Source organism: Microcoleus sp. B3-D7, assembly GCF_036705305.1.
In the GTDB taxonomy this organism is placed as follows: Bacteria; Cyanobacteriota; Cyanobacteriia; order Cyanobacteriales; family Microcoleaceae; genus Microcoleus.
In genome coordinates, this window is the sequence record NZ_JAUBUE010000072.1 from 1 (window position 1) to 19,446 (window position 19,446).

Annotated in this window: 11 protein-coding genes and 1 pseudogene; 9 read left to right on the forward strand and 3 right to left on the reverse strand. The window is 45.2% G+C overall.

The window, feature by feature from the left end:
* Window positions 1–74: 74 nt before the first annotated feature.
* The 5 genes and pseudogenes from QUB25_RS27825 to clpP all read left to right on the forward strand — a co-directional run.
* Window positions 75–413, forward strand: a pseudogene (locus QUB25_RS27825) (DUF5009 domain-containing protein); the annotation flags it as partial.
* 662 nt (window positions 414–1,075) lie between these two features.
* On the forward strand, window positions 1,076–4,966 hold the full coding sequence (locus QUB25_RS27830; protein ID WP_333188450.1) for an adenylate/guanylate cyclase domain-containing protein: 3,891 nt from the start codon (window positions 1,076–1,078) through the stop codon (window positions 4,964–4,966).
* Between the two features lie 62 nt (window positions 4,967–5,028).
* Window positions 5,029–7,278: a carotenoid oxygenase family protein gene (locus tag QUB25_RS27835; RefSeq protein ID WP_333188452.1), complete on the forward strand. Its 2,250-nt coding sequence runs from the start codon at window positions 5,029–5,031 to the stop codon at window positions 7,276–7,278.
* Between the two features lie 119 nt (window positions 7,279–7,397).
* The gene (locus QUB25_RS27840) at window positions 7,398–9,527 is read left to right on the forward strand and encodes a carotenoid oxygenase family protein (RefSeq protein ID WP_333188454.1); all 2,130 of its coding nucleotides are present in this window, start codon (window positions 7,398–7,400) and stop codon (window positions 9,525–9,527) included.
* A gap of 244 nt (window positions 9,528–9,771) precedes the next feature.
* On the forward strand, window positions 9,772–10,404 hold the full coding sequence (clpP, locus tag QUB25_RS27845) for an ATP-dependent Clp endopeptidase proteolytic subunit ClpP (RefSeq protein ID WP_333077590.1): 633 nt from the start codon (window positions 9,772–9,774) through the stop codon (window positions 10,402–10,404).
* Between the two features lie 213 nt (window positions 10,405–10,617).
* Here the strand turns inward: clpP and QUB25_RS27850 are convergent, their stop codons facing one another.
* On the reverse strand, window positions 10,618–11,607 hold the full coding sequence (locus QUB25_RS27850; RefSeq protein ID WP_333188456.1) for a hypothetical protein: 990 nt from the start codon (window positions 11,605–11,607) through the stop codon (window positions 10,618–10,620).
* 880 nt (window positions 11,608–12,487) lie between these two features.
* On the opposite strand from QUB25_RS27850, the gene QUB25_RS27855 reads away from it, so the two are divergent.
* The 4 genes from QUB25_RS27855 to QUB25_RS27870 all read left to right on the forward strand — a co-directional run bounded on the left by QUB25_RS27855 (window position 12,488) and on the right by QUB25_RS27870 (window position 17,474).
* Window positions 12,488–14,854, forward strand: coding sequence for a ribonuclease R family protein (locus QUB25_RS27855; protein ID WP_333188468.1), 2,367 nt, complete (start codon window positions 12,488–12,490; stop codon window positions 14,852–14,854).
* Between the two features lie 401 nt (window positions 14,855–15,255).
* Entirely contained in the window at window positions 15,256–15,879 is a 624-nt protein-coding gene (locus QUB25_RS27860) for a flavin prenyltransferase UbiX (protein WP_333188459.1), read from the forward strand.
* A gap of 136 nt (window positions 15,880–16,015) precedes the next feature.
* Window positions 16,016–16,900 carry a LapA family protein gene (locus QUB25_RS27865; protein WP_333188462.1) on the forward strand — a complete coding sequence of 295 codons (885 nt, stop codon included), beginning with the start codon at window positions 16,016–16,018 and terminating at the stop codon, window positions 16,898–16,900.
* Window positions 16,901–16,922: 22 nt separating this feature from the next.
* Window positions 16,923–17,474 (forward strand): shikimate kinase, encoded by a 552-nt coding sequence (locus QUB25_RS27870; RefSeq protein WP_333060866.1) that lies wholly within the window; start codon window positions 16,923–16,925, stop codon window positions 17,472–17,474.
* 939 nt (window positions 17,475–18,413) lie between these two features.
* Here the strand turns inward: QUB25_RS27870 and QUB25_RS27875 are convergent.
* Together QUB25_RS27875 and QUB25_RS27880 are read right to left on the reverse strand one after the other, a co-directional pair.
* Window positions 18,414–18,857 carry a hypothetical protein gene (locus tag QUB25_RS27875; protein ID WP_333035088.1) on the reverse strand — a complete coding sequence of 148 codons (444 nt, stop codon included), beginning with the start codon at window positions 18,855–18,857 and terminating at the stop codon, window positions 18,414–18,416.
* A gap of 65 nt (window positions 18,858–18,922) precedes the next feature.
* A complete protein-coding gene (locus tag QUB25_RS27880; RefSeq protein WP_333188465.1) occupies window positions 18,923–19,327 on the reverse strand; it encodes an NIL domain-containing protein in 405 nt (134 codons plus the stop codon).
* Window positions 19,328–19,446 lie beyond the last annotated feature (119 nt).

Below are 19,446 nucleotides of genomic sequence, written 5' to 3' on the forward strand. Positions count from 1 at the left end.
TTTTAAACTACGACTCATAAACGCACCATAAAAGCTATCTCTCTATTATATGCAACTTCACATAAAATTGGTATTATGTAGTTTTTACTGCTGGCTGGGCTTTGCTATTGCTAGCAGCTTGCTACGAAACAATTGAAGTGCGGGATTGGAAATGGGGGAGGCCGTTTGAAATCATGGGATTGAATGCAATTTTCCTGTTTGTTGCTTCCGGTATAGTTGCCAGAATTATCTTAAAAACTCATATCGGTACTGGTGCAAATGCTCCAACCACTTACACTTGGATTTATGAAAACTGGTTTGTGCCGTGGGCGGGGTCGCTGAATGGTTCTCTAGCGTTTGCCGTGACTGCGGTATTATTCTGGTGGTTAATTTTGTATGGAATGTACCGCCGTGGTTGGGTGATAAAAATTTGAGTCAAACAGTTGAGTAATACCAAATTCGGGTTGGATCTCCCCTCAGCGATTAACATAGCTTGCGATATAGCTTAAGCGGGCGAAGTTTCTGGGAACCATCATAAATGGGGTAAATAAGCCGGGTTTGGTATAACAAGTAGGTGGTTGGCAAGTAATGAGTAACAAAACTTAACCCTCAAAGGCTCTTGATTATAATACTGTTTATAATACATTTATAGAAATTATGCAAAAACAACGTATTTCTGTCATTACGAGCCAAGGGAAGTAATCGGAACCGTTTGTTTTGAGCCTGATAGTGCGTAAGTCCTGATTTACTTACATCTTTGTTGATATCAATTCCCTGTTATTGGAGCAGGGGTTGCAATCCGAGGATGTGAGTTAATTAATAGTACGTATACTATCGCAGGAAGATAAATAGCCTCTATTAGTTAATAAATTAGTTCAACAGCTTGGCGTAAAAAGCCTAACCTTTTCACTTGATATAATAATGGCTTCATGTTTTTTCCGCAAGCCCTACCTAGATGTTAACTACGCTACGAACGGCTGAAGAAATAGAGCGTATATACAGAGATGGGGAATGTTTGCTGTCTTCAGGGTGCGTAATTTGTTAGACTCTTTGAAGTATACCGCCAATTGTACTATTAGTCTTTGTGTGACGAATTATGCCTACTTTTGTTGAAAACCTTGCCAGTTTTTTACCGATTCGTGTCTTAAATTGTTTTGCTGCAGATCCTACTCCTCTTGCTTCTCCGGCTAGTGGGTCTTTTGAGGCAGCAGTGTTATTTGTTGACATCTCTGGTTTTACTGCTCTTACTGAACGTCTTGCTCAAAAAGGTTCTATTGGAGTTGAAGAATTAACGACTCATTTAAATGCTTATTTTGGTCAATTAATTGAATTAATAATAGCACATAAAGGAGATATTATTAAGTTTGCTGGCGATGCTATGTTGGCGATTTGGCCGGCGGAAAGTTTGTCTTTAGATCTAGCGACTTATTGTGCGGCGCAATGTGCTTTGGCGATTTTAAATGATTTGGGTGAATATCAAGCAGCCAATGCCCAGTTGCGATTGCATATTGGTATTGGGGCGGGTAACTTAAAAGAGTTTTACATCGGCGGAACGAATGGCCGATGGGAGTATCTTGTGGCGGGGGAACCTATTGCTCAAGTGGCGCTTGCAGAAACTGCTGCGGGTATAGGTGAAGCTTGTTTGTCGCTGACGGCTTGGGAGTTAATCAAAGACCAGTTTGTGGGAGAATTATTAGCTTCAAATGTGGTGCGTCTGGAGGGATTTAATCTTTTAAAGTCTGTTGCGGATAGAAGGTTTCTCAATCTGGTTGAATCGGCTCAGATAGCGATTTATGATGAGATGCAAGAACGACTGGAAAGATATGTAAGTTTGGGGGTTTTGCAGCGTTTAAAAGTAGGTCAAACTGATTGGTTAGGCGATTTGCGACGAGTGAGTGTGATGTTTTTAAATTTGCCTGGGATGGATTATGATGCGGAGGGAGCTTTAGATTTTATTTCAACTACACTTAATGGTATCCAAAATATTTTGCAAGTTTATGAGGGGACTTTAAATAAGTTTTTGGTGGATGATAAAGGTAGTACATTGGTGATTGCTTTTGGTTTGCCGCCGTTTGCCCATGAGGATGATTCGGTGCGTTGTGTCATGGCGGGAATGGCGTTATTAGAAAGCTTAAGAAGTTTAGGATTGCAACCGAATATAGGGATCGCGACTGGTACTTGTTATAGTGGTGTAATTGGCAGCGAGCAACGTCGAGAATACACGATTATCGGGGCGGTTGTGAATTTAGCGGCGCGATTGATGCAGGCTGCGAAGGACGGAATTTTGTGTGATGAAGGGACGTTTCAGTTTGCCAAAGAAAAAATAGAGTTTAAATCGTTAACTCCCATTAAAGTTAAAGGTATAGAAGAAGTCGTTCAAGTATTTTGTCCGCTTGGGGATGTGCGTAAAGATTTGCCTTGGTGGATGACAGGAAAAACGGAAAAGTCGATTGTGGGGCGGGAAAAAGAACGGTTGTTGTTAGGGAAGAAATTAGAGCAGTTGAAAGCGGGTATTTCTGGGGTGGTTATGATTTGTGGGGAGGCAGGAATTGGCAAGTCTTGTTTGATAGAAAATTTGCTTTTGCAGGCGCAAGAATTGGGGGTCGGAAGTTTGGTTGGTGCGGGGGATGCGATCGCTCGATCGAGGCCTTATCATGCTTGGAACGAGGTATTTAGTCACTTGTGGGATTTGTCTTTTTTACCCGATTTAGAGGCGAAAAAACGTCAGGTTTTAGATTTATTGGAGGATGAACCGCAATGGTTGGAAAAAGCGGCACTTTTAAATGGGGTTTTGGGTTTAGATTTGCCGGATACAGAGGTCTCGGCTGGGTTGGTGGGGCAGCCACGGGCGGAAGCGACGCGGGATTTGTTGGTGCAATTGTTGCAGGATTCGGTGAATCGCTCTCCTAAGTTGCTTGTTTTCGAGGATGCCCATTGGTTGGATTCGTCAAGTTGGGCGCTGATTTTGGCGGTGGCGCAGAAGGTGAAGCGCTTGTTATTGGTGATAGGGACGAGACCAATGGGTGAGCCGATGCCGGAGGAATACGATCGAGTGCTGATGATAGAAGGGGTAGAACAGTTGCATTTGGAAGCAATGCCGGCTACAGATACGCGACTGTTTTTGTCTCAGCGTTTGGGGGTAAAAAGTTTGCCCGATCGCGTGGTGGAGTTAATTGAGAAAAAAACAGAAGGAAATCCGTTTTTTAGTGAGGAATTGGCTTATGGTTTGCGCGAGGCGGGGGTGATAGAAATTCATGATGGGGAGTGTCGGATTGCTGCGGGGGTTGGTAATTTGAGTGAGCTAAAGTTTCCTGCTACGGTGCAGGGGGTGATTGCTTCGCGGATCGATCGGCTTTCTCCTAGTGAACAGCTTACATTGAAAGTGGCGAGCGTGATTGGTAGGTCTTTTGGATTTCAGTTGTTGCGAGATATTCATCCTATTGAGGAGGATAAGCCTGAGTTGCCTAATTATTTGATGAAGTTACAGCGGTTCGATCTTACCCCGATGGAGACGCCAGAGCCGGATTTGGGGTATATGTTTAAGCATATTATTACTCAGGAAGTGGCTTATGGTTTGATGTTGTACTCGCAGCGCCGGCAAGTTCATGAATTTTTGGCGTTGTGGTATGAAAGAAGTGATGAAGAGTTGTCGGGGTTTTATGCGATTTTGGCACATCATTGGAGTAAAGCGGGGGTTGCAGAAAAGGCGATTTTTTATTTAGAAAAGGCGGGGGAGCAGGCGGTGCGGGCGCACGCTTTGCGGGAGGCGCTGGGGTTGTTTACAGAGGCGTTGCAGTGGTTAGAAACCTTGCCGGGTACGGTGGAGAGAAAAGAGCAAGAATTGCGGTTGCACATAGCTTTGGGTGCGCCGCTAACGGCAATTAAAGGTTATGGTTCGCCTGAATTAATTAAAACTTTTACCAGAGCGCGGGAATTGGCGCAAGAACTCGGAGAAACAGCGAATTTTTTTCCGATGTTGTGGGGGTTATTTGCAGCCCATATTGGGCAAGGAGATACAAAAACCGCCGGAGAATTAGCACAACAACTTCTTTGTCTAGCCGACAATTCCCAAGATTCGGCAATGCAGGTAACTGCTCATCATTCTATGGGTGCGAACTTGCTTTATATGGGAGATTTAGTTCAGGCTCAATTTCACCTAGAACGGTCTTTATTCTATTACGATGATCAAAAACATTCTTCCCTTGCTTTTATTTATGGACAAGATTCGGGGGTAGCGAATTTTGCTCTTCTATCAATATGCTTGTGGTTACGTGGTTATGGTCGGCAAGCTCTTGAGAAAAAGGAACAATCCTTGAGTTTAGCTAGAAAGATAGGACACCCGTTTTCTTTGGCCCTTGCTTATTTCTATGAAACTCAGATTTATCACTACTTACAAAATCTACCTAGTACCCAAAAATATGGGAAAATGACAATTAATTTCTGCATGGAAAACGAGTTTTATTTCTGGGGGACTTTGACGAGTATTGTCGTGGGTTCGGCAAACCAGCAGTCAGGAGAAATCGAGTTAGGTTTGACACAAATGCAGCAAAATTTAACAGCTTATTTAAGCCTGGGGACAAGATTAGGACAAATTTATTATATGATGTTGACGGCTATCGGTTATCTGAATGCTGGTTTGGTGGAAGAATGTGTAAGCTTGATTGATAAAGGTTTGGAATTAGCAGACCCAACGGGCGCTTATTGGAAAGCCGAACTCTACCGGATCAAAGGTGAAGCGTTAATTATGCAATCAAAAGATGCAGAGGCGGAAATTTGTTTTCATAAAGCGCTTGAAGTTGCTCGCTCTCAGGGTGCCGTGTCTTTGGAACGACGGGCGATTATAAGTTTAAGCGAATTTTTACACCGCTGTGGCCAAACTGAAGCTGCACAGCAGTGTATGACAAACCTTGATCTAAATGCTGAAGAATTTGACCCAGTGGATCGTGAAAAGGGGATGACATTGCTTGCAGCGATCGGTTATTGTTGAGCTATGCAGCCCGATGGCTGCTTAAACTATAGTTTTCCCATCTTTTCACTAGAATTATAACCATGACTCAACCCACTCTAAAAGCGACTGAAAGTTTAGATAATGTTTCTAGTCAGTCGGATAAATCACATTTTCCGCAGGCGATGTTGTCTGTGAGTCGAGAAGAATTTGATGCTTTGCAATTGACGGTAAAACAAGGGCTAACAGAAATCTCTACTGAACTGCCACCAGATTTAACAGGATATGTCTTTATTGTGGGACCGGCAGGTTCGGTTGATTCGCCCAAAAAACCCAATTCTCCACACATTGTTTACCCCAGTGAATATGGCTGGACTCCTCTCTATAACGGCGATGGAATGCTTTACCGCATTGGGTTTGAAAATGGCAAAGCTCATTTGAAAACACGCATTGCCAAACCCCTTAGTTATTGGGCAGATAAATATACTTATGAAAATTCAAATGATGTAAATTTAGGCTTTAAAGATTTTGGCATTGCCCGTGCTTCTCTGGCTTTGGGGGTTACTTCCCAACTCAGTGTTACATTAACGCCTTTTAAAAAATACCAAGCCGATCCTTATCGTTTGTTAATTACTGTGGATATGGGCCGCTCTTACGAAGTTGACCCAAACACTATGGAAGTGGTACAGCCAATAGGTTTAATTAAAGATTGGAAAGCTGTGAACCCGCTGTTTCCCAAGCAACCTTTTCCGCTGAGTATGAGTTGCGCTCATCCGTGTTTTGACTATAGCACGGGAGAGTTATTTACAATTAATTTAGGTCGCTCAATCTCTTCATTTTTACCAACTTTGCGACAATTTCTTTACCAGCTACGGATTTTAACGAAACCTTTGAAGAAATCTTTAGGGTCAAAGAAGACAACCAGTCCTCTGGATAGGTTCAGAGAATGGCTGAGCAACTTATACAAAAATATCCTCAAAGCGTTTTTAAGTTTAGGCAAAGCGATTTATCAACTCCTCGAAAAAATATACAAAACTGTCCTGCAAATATTGAACGCCTTTGCTAAGGATGATTTTGTTGAATTAGTGTGTTGGCGGGGAGAAGAAAACTTTGACAGATGGAAAGTCGTTTTACCCAATGGCAAGCCGATTAAAGTCAAACAAACCTTGCACCAGATGGGTCTGACTAAAAATTACATTGTTTTGGCAGATACAGCGTTTAAAATTGCTTTAGAAGAACTTTTATTTGCTGAACATTGGGAATTAATTGAAGAAATAGAATTTTTGATTCGAGAGTTAACAGACATTCCCCAATTAGCAGATACAAAAGTGTGGATTGTTCCTCGGGAAAAATTAATACCTGGAGAGAAAACAGTCACAGCGCACGAAGTTATTATCCCTCGCGAAATTGCTCATTATGTCGTTGAATATGAAGATGCAGATGGCATTGTTATACATACGGTTCATAGTTGTGCTTGTGATGCGGCGGAGACAATTCGCCGTTTTGATAAGTCAGTCTATAGCGATGTCGAAATCAATAACCGAATGCGAAGTTTACCCGGCGTTTTAGTGAGTGGGATGGACGTGGGTATCATTGGATGTCATGTTATTGACCCTGCAAAACTCCCTAGTTCTGATGCTGTGAGATCCTGTTTAATTGAACGTGATTTTAGTTGGGGAGATCCGGTGTATGCCTATAGGGAAATGACGCTGAAGCAGCCCGAAAAAATTGATGATATTTACTGGATCTTTTTTGGAGCCTGGGAAGAACTGTTGCCGCAGTTTGTTGGGGATATTTATAAGGATTATAAATATCGTAAATTCCCCATCAGTAAAGTGAAAGCCATCAGCCAAGAAGGCAGAGCAAGTACGTTATGTCGGGTTCATGTTGAGCGCAAAAATAATGGTCAGCAAGGCTTAGAAATTGAACTGACCACGCCAGATTATTATGAGTTTCCGGCAGGTCATTTCGCCAACTCTCCCCAGTTTGTGCCGCGTCAGGGAGGGGATAGCAGTTCAACAGATGGTTATCTGATTTGTGTGGTTCTTTCGGATCGTAATGATGGCTCTAATAACAGTGAACTTTGGCTGTTTGATGCCGCAAATTTAAAGAGTGGCCCCAAATACAGGCTGTGTAGTGAACAAATCAATATTGGGTTTACAATTCACACAACTTGGTTGCCAGAAGTAGTTTCGCCGCCAAAGTCAGATTACAATGTGCGAGAGGATTATGAGCCGGTGGTGTCGGAACTTGTGAATAAATATTTGCAGTCAAGGGATGGAGACACAAAGAAAATGGGTGAGGACATTCGAGCGTTGTTTGATGAAATTTACCAGCGATTTGAGGGCAAATAAAAATCTTTAAATTCAGCAATTTTTGCGAATTTTTTTTCTGGTAATTTTCGGGGTAGGGTTGGGTTTTCACACGGTAAACCCAGCCTAATCTGTACACAACTACAAGTTTTTATGTGACCATGAATACTCAAATGAACCCTGCTTTTTCAGAGATGACGAAAAACTACCCTCTGTATGTACCACAAGCAGTAATGGTGGCGAAGCGGTGTGAATTAACCGAGCTTCAGCTAAATATTATTGAGGGAAAATTACCGGAGGATTTGCAAGGTCATGTGTTTATTGTGGCACCGGCCGGCTCGGGTGATTCAGGTGGTTTACCGTATCCTGATGGGACTCCAATTTTCAACGGCGATGGCATGGTTTATCGCATTGATTTTAATACTCAACAACCAGCAAAAATCACGACACGAATTGCAAAAACTCCCTGTTATTATGCCGATGAAGCAACAAAACGCCGAAGCGAATATCACAAATATGGGTTTCAAAATCACGGACTCACTCGTTTTTCTATGGCCTTGGGAGTTCGCAATCAATTAAACACGGCATTTGTAAAATTTAAAACCTCTGAAGATACAAATGACCGGCTGTTAGTTACTTATGATGCCGGTCGTCCTTATGAAATTGATACGGAAACTTTGGAAGTTGTAACGCCGGTGGGTGCTAATGCAGAGTGGCGGCCTGAAGTTTCTTTATCTATGCCATTTGGGCCAGTCTTGAGTACGGCGCATCCTTTTTTTGATGCGGAAACCCAGGAAATGTTTACGGTGAATTATGGCAGATCAATGGGGAATTTCATGCAAGCAATTCCGTTTATTTATGAGGCAGAAAAGCTACCTCATGCCATCAAAAAACTTTTAGAATTGATTTTCAATTTTCTCAATACCCTAAACGTTATTAAGTTTTTACTTAACTGGATTGCTAAAATTATTTGGGAGGCTTTTAAGTTAATTAGTAGCCTTTTTGAAAATGTTTTCAAATTTAAAATGCAAAATTTCGTTTATTTAATGCGCTGGAATGGTAGCGGCCATATTGAACGATGGAAATTGGTTTTGCAGGATCGTTCCCCGGTGGTAATCCACCAAAGTCTGCATCAAATAGCTGTGACTCGTAACTATGTGATTTTGATGGATACAGCGTTTGGTGTTGGGATAGCGGAAATTTTTAATAACCCACTTCCCAACAGAAAACAAACAGAAAACTTTCTGAGAGATATTTTATCGCGTCCACTTTCTCCCGATTCTTATGTGTACATTGTCCGCCGCGAACGACTGATAGGAGGACAGCAACCGGCTTATTCTAAACAAGAAGTTGAAGTTGTGGCAAAACAAGTAGTAATTCCTCTTGAAGCCTTTCATTTTGCGGCTGATTATGACGATTCAAACGGAAAAATAACGCTCCATATAGGACATATTTGTGCTGCGGATTCGGGGGAGTGGTTGCGTAGTTTTGACTCTGGGGCTGATAGCGCAGAAACAGCTGTACCGCCACGCTTGTATGGAATGCTCAGTGGTGAGGCAGATATTAGCCGGCTGGGACGTTATGTTATTGATGTAGAAAGTGGACAAGTGGTTGAATCAAATGTCATTTCAGATGATAAGTTAACGTGGGGTATGGCGCTGAACACCTATTGCGATACATTGCCATCTGGTAAAACTGCTGAAAAAATAAAAAATATATACTGGAATTCGGATGGATTCTGGCCTGAATTGCTAACAAAATTTATTTTAAACTTGTATAAAGACTATAAATATCGAGTGGTGTCAAATGAGGATTTGCTAAAACTTTTAGATCGACAGGAAGGAAAGCCCGCTTGTTTGTTGCGCCTCGACACTCAAGAAATGAAAATAGCTGATGCGTTTGTGTTTATGCCAGAAATTGAAGCCGATAATACAGCCCAAGGATACATGATAAACTCCCCGCAATTTGTCCCGCGTGCAGGGGGAAATGGAGATTCGACAGATGGCTATATTGTCTGCACAATTTACTTGAAAAACTCGTCAGAAATTTGGGTTTTTGATGCAAAAAACTTGGTCGGGGGGCCGATTTGTAAGTTAGGTCATCCTGAATTAAAATTTGGGTTTACGCTACACACAGCTTGGTTACCAAAAATTGCTAAACGCACAGCAAGTTACAATATTTCTGTGGAGGAAGATTATAAAGATTTAGTCGCACAGCAGCCAGCAGAAATTCAAGAATTATTTGAGAAGGAAATTTACCCGCATTTTAAATCGAGAAACCCCTCAGTTTGAAGTCTGATAAGGACAGATTGACATCCTCCCCGGCGTCAGCGCACGGGGATTCCTAAGAATCGCTGACTTAGGTTTCTGCTTCGTAATAGATCGCCCTTGGATCGGAAATCCGATCGCACCCTCGCCACAATTTCCCCAAATGACCGCCCCAATCCCTTCCAACTAAAGGATTTTGCCGATTTCTCGATCGCGCGCCACCCCTCCCTAACTATAAATGAACCCAAATCGCTAAAATTAAAAAAAGATACGTAATAGGCAGGCCCGGTCAATGATCCCAACCGTTATAGAACAATCCGGTCGCGGCGAACGCGCCTTTGACATTTACTCGCGACTCCTGCGCGATCGCATCGTCTTCTTGGGCCAACAGGTTGACTCAGACTTAGCCAACCTGATTGTTGCCCAATTGCTATTTTTAGACGCCGAAGACCCGGAGAAAGATATTTACCTCTATATCAACTCCCCAGGGGGTTCGGTAACAGCAGGTATGGGCATTTTTGACACGATGAACCACATCCGCCCCGACATTTGCACTATTTGTCTCGGTTTGGCCGCCAGCATGGGCGCTTTTCTGTTGAGTGCCGGCGCGAAAGGCAAGCGGATGAGTTTGCCCCACTCCCGGATTATGATCCACCAACCTCTAGGCGGAGCTCAAGGACAAGCAACCGATATTGAAATTCAGGCCAAAGAAATTTTGTACCACAAGCGCCGCCTGAACGAACATCTTGCCAACCATACCGGTCAGCCACTTTCCCGCATTGAAGAAGATACCGAACGGGATTTCTTCATGTCGGCTGAAGAAGCAAAGGACTACGGATTAGTCGATCAAGTCATCGATCGCCGTCCTTCCGCCAGCCGCCCGATCGCCGCTGTCGTCTAAATAAAAAGTTAAAAATCAAAAATGAGGAAATATTCTTCATTTTTGATTTTTAATTTTTAACAGTCATATAGCAGTTTTCAGTGGAGTGAATTACAGATGCTGGGGCGCCTGATACGGCTTCCTAGTTAAGTCCTTACTGTATTTCATACAATTGAAAACTGCTATATGTAGCTTTTTATAAAAAACATCACACCTAGAAACCCTACATAATTACTAGGGCAAAGATTCGAGATATTGCAGGAAGTCGAGCAATTCTACTTGATTTAAGAAATGGCGCGCTTCTTTGCCATAACCTTGTTTGAGATAATCTTTTCCTTGGTTGGGAGTCCAGCCCAACCGCTTGATTTCCTCAGTCGTTCTGCTGTAGATTTCCAGATATTCTAGAAAATCTACTAACTGTTCGCTAGAAAGCTCTCTCTGGGACGACTTGCCGTAATTTTGTTCGAGACAATCGCTTTCCTGTTTTTTCTTCCATTGCAGGCGTTTGAGGATGGCGTCTATTTCGGCGATCGTATCCGAATTATCCTCGATCGCATCGCTGGGGATTCCCACTGCGATCGGTTGCAATTCCCTGACTTCGGCCGCACCCTGTAGCAGTTCACTTTGGCTAGAAGTAGGCACATCCAGTTCCTGAAGTGGTTCGCCGTAGCTAGAAGAAAGCCAAGCGTCTGAGTCTAACTGCTTTGGTACAAATCCAGTAGCCTCCGCGCGATCGACCGTTGGCGGCAACGGTTCCGGTACAGGTGCGATCGGCTCTTCATTTAATTTCGCTTCAGTGTTGACAAAAGTGCTTTGATCTGTTGGCGGCAATTTGTCAGCAACAGGCATTTCTAGAACCGGGAGAGGAACACTTGTGGGCCCAACAGGAACCGGAACAGCAGCAGGAGGGGGAGGGGGAACAGCAGCAACCGGGGAAACAGCAGCAGGAGGGGGAACAGCAGCAACCGGGGAAACAGCAGCAACCGGAGCCGGATCAACACTCGTGATCGCACGATCGGGCGCAGCAAATCCGAGGACAGCGATCGCTCGCAACCGGGCGCGGTCTTCCGCATCCTCAACAGACTCAGCAGCCGACATAGCAGTAGCAAGAGTTTTGCCGTCAACCTGAACCAGACAGCGAACAACAAACTTACCGTTATGAACAGTCAGCAACTCACAGATTAACTGTCCAGCGGGATAAAGGGCGCGAAATTCAGCAAACATAATTTTTTGACCCCGAAACCAGAAGGGGCTTATGACTTAAGTGTAGTACAGCCCAGAGAAAACTATTTTCTGAAAGCACCTATTCAACATACAATAAATTAAAGGTGAGTCATCCGCGCAACCTTTCACGCCACTAAACCCCATCCCACATCCGGCAGTTTAAGCTAACAAGCACCGGGCGTCATTTCTACCTATAGGAGATGGCACAGCAACTAAGCAAAAGTAGTAAAAGTTTCCGGTTTTGTGTACCTTGCACTTTCTACAGCACAGATTGCTCCCGACTCGCTCGTTGCACCTCGGTCCGCAAGGACAGATCGCGTGCAAAAAAACAAGGGCATCGCAGCAGCGAGCTACTAGCAATTTTGCCTTAAAGATCCGGTAAATTCTTTGCTAAAGCAAGAAGCAAGAGGCACTTCAAAAGGAAGAAGGAACAAGGCAGAAGGAAGAAGGCAGAAGGAAGAAATGCAAATTTTATCCCTCTCCATCCCTCCATCGGCTCATCCTCGACTCAAGCCGTCGCTTTCAGTATCGAGCCATCTTTTAAGAACCGACAGGGGCTTTCTAATTTGCGAAGTGCTCGGCGCTGTTGACCTAAAAGCAAACAAACCAACGCTAAAAAATTGTATTGGGGAATAGCGTGCGGGACATTTGTCTGCACCGTCAGCAGTCAGTTCAAGACAGACAGCAGACAATTAGCACGAAGCCGGTGTCGGGAGAGAATCTCAAAAAAACCTCGCGATCAAACAAGGTGGCTGTGCTCGCGTCTCCACCTATCAACCCGCGCATTTGTTGGGAAGCAGGCACTGCGAGGGCCCGAGGGGGCGCGGCTGATTTCGCCAAAATTAGACTAATTGCTGGAAACAAGAGGATCGATCGCTACATGGAATTTTCTATCGCTGCACTGCTGGCAAATTTTACAGAAGACAAATTAGTGGCCCCTAAAGCATTGGAGAAAAAACTCGACTGCAACGACGCCACCAGTCAACTCAAACTTCAAATCGCATTAGAAGCTCTAGAGAAAATTGGCATATTAGTCAAAGACAAAGGCCGCTATCGCCGAGTAGCTGAAGACGACGTAGTAGAAGCAAAACTGCGCTGTTCTAGCAAAGGATTTTGCTTTGCAATTCAAGACGCCGAAGGCTCAGAAGACGTTTACGTGCGGGAAAGTCACCTTTCGACAGCTTGGAATGGCGATCGAGTATTAGTCAAAATCATCAAAGAAGGTAGCCGCCGCCGATCGCCCGAAGGCGAAGTCATGCTCATCCTCGAACGCGCCAACCCCTCGGTACTTGCGCGAGTCAAGCAAACCGCCACCCCCACCGGCCGCGTCAGCTACAGAGCAATCCCCCTGGACGATCGCCTGTTGTTTGAACTAGACTTGCTCGCAAATGGCACAAATCTTCAAGAGGCGATCGACCACCTAGTACACGTCGAAGTCAAACGCTACCCCCTCGGCACCCACCGCCCAGTCGGCAAAGTAGTACAGGTACTCGGTTCCGACGCCGAAGCCGCTGACGACCTCGACATCGTATGCTGCAAACACGACTTGCCGCGATCGTTCCCTGCCGCCGTCATCAAAGCAGCAGAAAATTTGCCCAGCAAAGTCAAAAAAACCGACATCAAAAAACGCCTAGATTTGCGTAACATTCTGACTGTTAGCTTCAGCAAAAACGTACCGGGAACAACCAACAGCGAAAACGATGCCCCTAAAGTTGAGGAGGAAAATCTCTCCGAGGGAGGAGCCGGAAACGAGTTCGATCCGACATCGTTCCTCTCCGATCCGCCAGTGGAACGCGCTTTGTCGATCGAAACCCTGAAGCCCGGCAGGTGGCAAATAGGAATCCACATCAGCGACGCCGCCGAGTACGTGCAGCCAGAAACCCCGATCGACCGCGAAGCCCGCAAGCGAGGCACAGCGGCCCATCTGGGAGAAAAAATCATCGCGGTACTCCCAGAAATCCTCAACGAGCGCTGCTCTCTGCTGCCAGATACCGAACGGCTGACCTTCAGCATACTGCTCACCCTAGATGAATCGGGAGAACTCTTAGAATACGAAATTCAAGCCAGCGTCATTCAAATTGACTACCACCTCACCTACCAGCAAGCTCAAGCAATTATCGAACCAGGCGGTGCCGAAGATCACCCTTTATCATCCGCCCTCCGTCCTTTCCTAGATCAAATGTCGGCTGCCTCACAGGCTGCCAGAAAGGCAAGGCTCAAGCGGGGAGCTTTTGAACTAAATTTGCCCGATGCTAACTCTCACTTCGACGACGAAGGCGAATTAGGAGCTTTTGCATTCGCTCCCCCCGCCCAGTCGGCTGTCTCCGAGTTGGTGGTACTCGCCAACCAAGCTGTCGCCACTCACCTGCAGGCTTTGGGAGTCCCAGCAATCTACCGCGTCCAGCCGATGCCAGACCCGGCAGACATTCAAGAGTTCATCAAACTCTCCAACAACCTCGGAGGCGAACTGTATCTCGAAAGCGAAGAAGAAGTTTTGCCCTTGGACTTTCAGCGATTTACCCAGCAGTTTGCCGGCCTTAAGTCTGAAAGAGTTCTCACCTACCTGCTAGAAGACACCATGAAGCCCGCTGTTTACAGCACAACTCCCAAGCCACACTTCGGTTTGGGGCTGTCAGAGGGTTACACGCGCTGCACTTCGCCGCTTTCCCGCTACGCCGATTTGCTGGTGCTGCGGGTGTTGCAAGCGGTGTTCGAGCAAGGCCGCAGCAGCCGCACAACACGGGCTAAGGAAAAAGTTGACTTGCACCATTCCTCCTGTCACGGTCAAATTACTTGGAATGTTCTCCCGCCAGATTTGCACCACGAATTTGAGACAGAGTTTGCATCGGCCGTGGTACACCTGACGGAACGCGAAAGGGTTGCTGAGGATGCCGAAAGCGATTTGCAGGGATTGAAGAAAACCGGATTGATGAAAGAACGCACTGGCCAAACTTTTCAGGGTTTGATTACAGGTGTACAGTCTTACGGTTTCTTTGTGGAAATTGAGGTGCGGCCGCCGGAGAGCGACATCTTGCGTGTTGAAGGATTGGTGCACGTTTCTTCGCTAAAGGATGACTGGTACGAGTATCGATCGCGCCAGCAAACTCTAGTGGGTCGCAAAAACCGCAACCAGTACCGTTTGGGCGATCGGGTAGAAGTTCAAGTCAAGAGTGTTGACTACTACCGCCAGCAAATTGATTTAGTTGCAGTTGGCGGCGGCAGTCAAGCTTTTGATGATGATGAATAATCAGTTGACAGTTGACTGTTGACTGTTGATTTTCCTCAATACTTAGTTGTCATTGTCTAGCAACTAAGTATTTAGAGGGGGGCGGCAAACTATACTCAGCAATCATCAATAAATAATTAATGACTAATATCAAATCCGATAGCATCGGATTTTTAAAATCTAGTCAATAGTTAGCAATCACGGACGGTGCAACCGGAATTTATATAATTTCTCTGCGTTAATCTGTGTTAATCTGCCTGTATCTGGGGTAAAAAAAGATAATTTATTAACTGCAGATGACAAGGGATGGAGGCTGATTCACGCCGATTAATAGAAGAGAGATAGGAATAATTCCGCTGCTAAGAGATTTGATATAACAACTAATTACTAACAACAGTAAACGGTCAACTAAAAAATAACTAATGACGAATAACTACCCCCTGATTGTAGGAGTTACCGGTGCATCGGGACTGATTTATGCGGTGCGAACTCTGAAGTTTATGTTGGAAGCCGATGTCGCTATTGAACTGGTCGCTTCCAAGTCTACTTACATGGTTTGGCAAAGCGAACAGAACACCCGAATGCCTGCAGAACCGACTCTGCAAGAGGAATTCTGGCGGGAACAAGCAGGAGTAGCCACAATGGGTAAACTTCGGTGTCATCCCTGGCAAGATGTCGGTGCTAATATTGCTAGTGGCTCCTTTCGCACCCAAGGGATGATCGTTATTCCCTGTAGCATGAGTACGCTGGGCAAATTGGCGGCTGGCTTGAGTTCGGATTTGCTCGAAAGGGCGGCCGACGTTCAGCTCAAGGAAGGGCGAAAATTGGTACTCGTGCCTCGCGAAACGCCTTTTAGCTTGATTCACCTGCGGAATTTGACTACCTTGGCGGAAGCTGGAGCTAGAATTGTACCAGCGATTCCTGCTTGGTATCACAATCCGCAAACTATTGAAGATTTGGTAGACTTTGTGGTGGCTCGCGCTTTAGACCAGTTGGGGATTGATTGCGTTCCTCTCAAACGCTGGAAGGAAGAAGAAGGGAGTTAGTTGATAGTTGACAGTTTGTTATTTGTTATTGATGATTTGTTAGTTTTAATTAGCAATTACCAATTAGCAATTAGCAATTACCAATTAGCAATTACCAATTAGCAATTACCAATTACCAATTACCAATATTTTTAATATGCGACCTGTATTTTTGCTAGTAATTGTGGTGGGGTTAACTATTTTTGCCCTGCAAAATGTGGAGCCGGCATTATCGCTGGTGTTTTTGGGAGCTCGATCGCCTGCTTTGCCCTTATCTATTTGGATTTTGTTGAGCATGGCGGTGGGAGCTCTCACATCTTTATTGATTTCTGGTTTGCTAGCTTTTTCAAATTACCTATCTGCAACGCGAGTCCGCACCGGCCGCGACAGTCGCAGCCGTCCCGATACTTTCCCCGAAGACGGGAGGACACCTTACACGCCACCTCCCCCTCCTAGAAAACAGGAAATTGACCCGTATCTGAATTCGGAAAATAGCCAAACTCAGGCTACTGCTTCCTACCGAACAGAGTACGGCACATCGGCTGGTTACAATGCCCGGACTTTCCACCAAGAAACTCCGAACCCCGATGGGGCGAAGGATTACGCTCAACCGGGGGCTTATGCAGCAGCAGACGATGAGGACGATTGGGTCTCAGATAGCTCAAAATCCGGCTCTCAAGGGGTTGATGACGATTGGGGGGACGATCGCGATTTTCCCGATCGACCGCAGGTAAATGATGTTCCAGCGGCAAATCCGAGGGCTTACGAAGCTCAGCAGGAACCGAAAAGCAAATCTTGGGCTGGCTCAGTATATTCTTACGGCTATCGAGATCCGAGCCAGTCTGGGGTGGGGCAAACTGAGTCTGTATACGATGCGGAGTATCGAGTGCTGGTTCCTCCGGGAGGGGAAATTCCTAAACCCGCTGATGAAGCACAAATAAATCCTCTTGCAGAAGCAGAGGAGGATTGGGGACTGGATGAGGGTGATGAGTTTGATGACGAGGATAGCCCCAGTGGCGGCTCGATTAACGTGAAAAAATAGAAAAATATCGGAGGATTTGGCCGTGGAGGGGTTGAGGGGAGTAAATATCTATCTTGTCGGGATGATGGGTGCGGGGAAAACAACGGTAGGGCGGATTTTGGCAAAAAAATTAAAATACCGTTTTTTTGATACTGATGAACTAATTGTTCGAGTTGCTAATCAGTCAATTGCTGAGATTTTCGATCGAGAAGGGGAAGAGGCTTTTCGGGAACTAGAAACTAAAGTGCTCGGCGAATTGTCTGCGTATCAAAATTCGGTCGTGGCTACGGGCGGCGGCATTGTGACCCGATCGATGAATTGGGGTTATTTGCACTACGGTGTAGTAGTGTGGCTGGATGTGCCTGTAGATCAATTGTACGATCGACTGCGTTCGGACACCGCTCGACCCCTACTGCAGGAGGGCGAGATCAAATCTAAGCTGCAAAGCCTTTTGAAAGAGCGAGAGCGTTTCTACACTCAAGCAGATGTCCGAGTCTATGCTGGTGTGGGGGAAAGGCCTGAAGCAGTGGCGACTAGGGCGATCGAGGAAATCCAAAAAGTTATCAAACCAGAAACCGGGCCTGATCTCAATTGATACATTCAGAAACCGGGTTTCTAAGAAAATAACAGGTTTCTGAGGACTTTTGATACCAGTTAAAAAAATAATGCAACTATACGCAACCTCCAAACCACAAGCTTCATCAGTCATTCCCAAAATCTAAAATCTAAAATCTAAAATGGTATGACTTCGGTGAAAATACTGGTTTTTGTCACAGTGTGTCCGTTTAACCACCCCATATTCTGAAATCCACCGGGTTTGAGTGGATGTGAGGCGTAACTTTTATAAGTATGAGGATGTGGCGATCCGGAAATTTTATACAAGAACTAATGGCAGACTCATCTGATGCGCTAAATTCGGCTATTGAGTTCTCCCTAAAAATAAAATGGCCCCACCGCTGAAGGGCTGTAGGGCGCAAGGACAGTTAAACGCTAACTTGATTGTCGGGAAATTTAACATCAATGCTATCCTCCTATGTGACGATTTTACGATCGTCCATTCACTCATTAACTCTCCCGTATCAAAAAATGTAACCCAGCACCGATCGAATTCCACCTGCCCTATTCTAAAAACAATACCTCATGCATTCTGACTAGCAGCTCCCTAAAGCTGCTTTTTTATTGCGATAAGTTTTTGGGTGCGGGACTTGCGGGATCTTGGCAATAACATTTTGAGCAAAAGTCGCTACAGTTCAATACTGCCCTGGGGGTTTTCAGTTCCACCCCAGGTTTGTCGGTAATTGGTAATTAGTAATTAGTAATTGGGAATTAGTAACCCGCAACTGGGAATCGGCAATTGAGATGCTGTACCTCACCAGGCTTGAAAACTGCTATGATTACGACGCGGAACGGGGAAATAATCCGGTGGGGGATTGAAAAAAAATAAGCTGTATTTATTGATGGGCGATCTGATAGTTTTCGGCTAAATATCCGTTGCGAGTTATAGAATTTGGTTGGATGAATTTCCCGTTCCTCATTAAGAGAATACGATCCTGCCTGTCCTTGACCAAAACTCGATCGCTCCGCCCAACCCCACACCTGTTAAAGAAATGGTAGCTAATACCGCAAAAGCCCGCCAATTCTTCCAACCAGACATTTGAATATCGAGTCTTGCCAAAGCTCCCGCTGAAATCAAGAGTAAACAAGTAGCAAAAAGGTGCATCCAGGCAAAAACTACCACTGCCACAAAAGCTCCTACAATAATAGAAAGAAAAGCACCGATATCACTCGAAAACCACCGCAAAATTAAGGCCTTTATGCCTCTCAGAGGGAACGCCAAGGCGACAGCCAACACTAAAATTGAAGCTATGGCTAGAAACCAAGTCAGGTGCGGTGGAACATCAAACTCCGATAATTTCCAGCCCAAAGTGAAATAAGTAACAAAAAGTAGAGTTAGGGAAACCCAAGAGTTTTTTTTCATCCAATGGCACAATTAGGAGAACCAGGCAAAAAAAAGATGATGATCCCGATGAGTTTGTACAGTGTCTAGAGGTTAGTAGAAATAGCTTGCACCGGACAAGTGGGGATGCACTGCTCGCAAACGATACACCGCGATCGAGCAAAACTTAGTTTAAGGCTTTCTGGGTCAATGGTCAAGGCTTCGGTCGGGCAAACTCCCGTACACAAACCGCAGTGAACGCAGATATCTTCGTCTATGAGTATTTCCCGACTGGCTAGGGAAACGCCGATATTTTGCGATCGCATCCAGTCGATCGCCGCTTCTAGTTGGTCGATGTCCCCTGATAACTCTAGCACCAGTTTGCCCACTTGATTCGGAGCCACCTGAGCACGGATAATGTTGGCTGCAACATTAAAATCCTTTGCCAGTCGATAGGTGACAGGCATTTGGATCGATCGTTGGGGAAACGTCAGTGTTACCCGTTTTTTCACCCTGCAAGTCCTCGGTAATTTACAAACAATCTTAGTTATCTTATCAATACTCCGGACAGTTTTTCAAGAGGGAGGCGATGGCTTCGGCAAGCAACGCTTACGCAATAAATCACAGAAGC